We start from the raw sequence: 1,778 nt of genomic DNA on the forward strand, positions 1-1,778 counted from the left end.
CCGATGCCGCCGTCACCATGACGGCGCAAGGAATACAGTTGCACGCCCAGCCCCCAAAGCCGCGGATCGGCGCTCTGCGCGGCGCCAGCGCCGGCAAGCGCATCCGAGACGCCGAAACACTGCCCAGGAGCAATCGCGAGCGTGGTTTCCGCGCCGGGGCCATCCACGGTCAGCCGGTGATAGCCATACCGATCGATGGGAGGCAAAACGGCGCCACCGCCCAAATCGTCGGGAAGGCGTCCGTCTACATGGCCGCCCTCCTCCAGCGTGATGCGGAAAGATTTTCCGGCGAATCGTTGATGCAAGGGAAACTGTACGGGCTGGCCGACCGTGCCGGTCAGCAGGGGCGGCATGTCGCCACCCGCCTGGAGCGAAAGAAGACGCGCCTCGCTGTCCCGGCATTGCTCGTCGGTTGCGCAGGGAAACCCCAGCTTGTCGAGGATGTCGCGTAATGCGTCCTCGCTGACCTGCATCGGTTTGCCGAATGCGTTGGTCCATTCATGCGCGAGGCCCGCGGCCTTCGCCAGATCGAGTATTGCGGTGTTCATGCCGAAGGCTCCAGGACAGCGATCAATGCATAGGCGGGCAAGCTGTTTTCCGGCGCAGCATCCTCGACGCCGTCGGTCTGGAACAGGATGGTGCCGCCCTTTCCGTCCGCCAGTTTTTCATAGTCTATCGGCACCGGCGCGTCCCCGAGGTTGACGGTAATCATAAGTACTTGGTCATTGTCCAGCTGCCAGCGCACCTTGACCGCCTTCGGCCCAAGCATTTCCGCGCCGAGCGATGTTGCGCCGACGAGATAGGGGACGATTTTTTCCTGCCGGATGGCAATGAGCGCCTTGATCCAGTCCCGCCAGGTGGTCGCGCCCTCGCTGTCCGGGCGCGGGATGGAGTCGAGGAAAGTTTGCTCGGCGTTCGGGTCCGGGATCGTTTCGCGCAGCTCCGGATCTGAAAATGCCGCAAAGCGGGCAAATTCTTCCCGGCGCCCCTTGCGCACCGCTTCGGCGAGGTCCGGCGTCAGGTGGCTCGTAAAATACAGGAACGGCTGGGTGGCGCCGTATTCCTCGCCCATGAACAGCAGCGGAATGTTCGGCGACAGCAGGAGCAGCCCCATGGCGGCGCGCAACGCGAGCGGATTGGCCAAGGTCGCAAGGCGGTCGCCGAAGGCCCGGTTCCCGATCTGGTCGTGGTTCTGTAGGAAATTGACGAAGCTGGTCGGCGGAAGATGTCCGCTCGGTTCGCCGCGCGGCTCGCCGCCTGCGTACACCGACGGCTCGCCCTGGTAGACGAAACCCTCCGTCAGCCCGCGCATCAGTTTTTCGGCGGTCTGGTTGACGTAGCTCACATAGTAGCCTTCCTGTTCGCCGGTCAGCAGTACATGCAGGACATGGTGCATGTCGTCGTTCCATTGCGCGTCGTACAGCAGTTCGGGTGAGCGTTCGAGGAAGCCGGCCGTGTTGTCGTCGTTTTCCAGCACAAGGTGAACACGCCGCCCTTCCGGCATGGCGGCGCGTATGCGCTTCCCCATCTCGATGATCCAGTCCTTTTCGCTGATCGCGTGCACGGCATCGAACCGCAGGCCGTCGAAGCGGAATTCGTCCAGCCAGTAGATCGCGTTCTCGATGAAGAAGTCGCGCACCGGCCTTTGCCGGAAATCGATCGCCTGTCCCCACGGCGTCTTGAGATCATCGCGGAAGAACGAAGCGGCATAGGCGCCGAGATAATTTCCGTCCGGGCCGAAGTGGTTATAGACCACGTCAAGGAAGACCATCATCCCG

General features: G+C 62.9%; 1 protein-coding gene and 1 pseudogene. Both read right to left on the bottom strand.

Features of this window, described 5'->3' with window-relative positions; genetic code table 11:
* A pseudogene (locus VGU61_RS11500) lies at positions 1-548 on the bottom strand (4-alpha-glucanotransferase); the annotation flags it as partial.
* A partial coding sequence (locus VGU61_RS11505; RefSeq protein WP_326859267.1) for a DUF3459 domain-containing protein occupies positions 545-1,778 on the bottom strand: 1,234 nt, incomplete at its 5' end. The gene VGU61_RS11505 and the pseudogene VGU61_RS11500, both read right to left, overlap by 4 nt.

The organism is Noviherbaspirillum sp. (genome assembly GCF_035944575.1).
Taxonomy (GTDB): domain Bacteria; phylum Pseudomonadota; class Gammaproteobacteria; order Burkholderiales; family Burkholderiaceae_D; genus Noviherbaspirillum.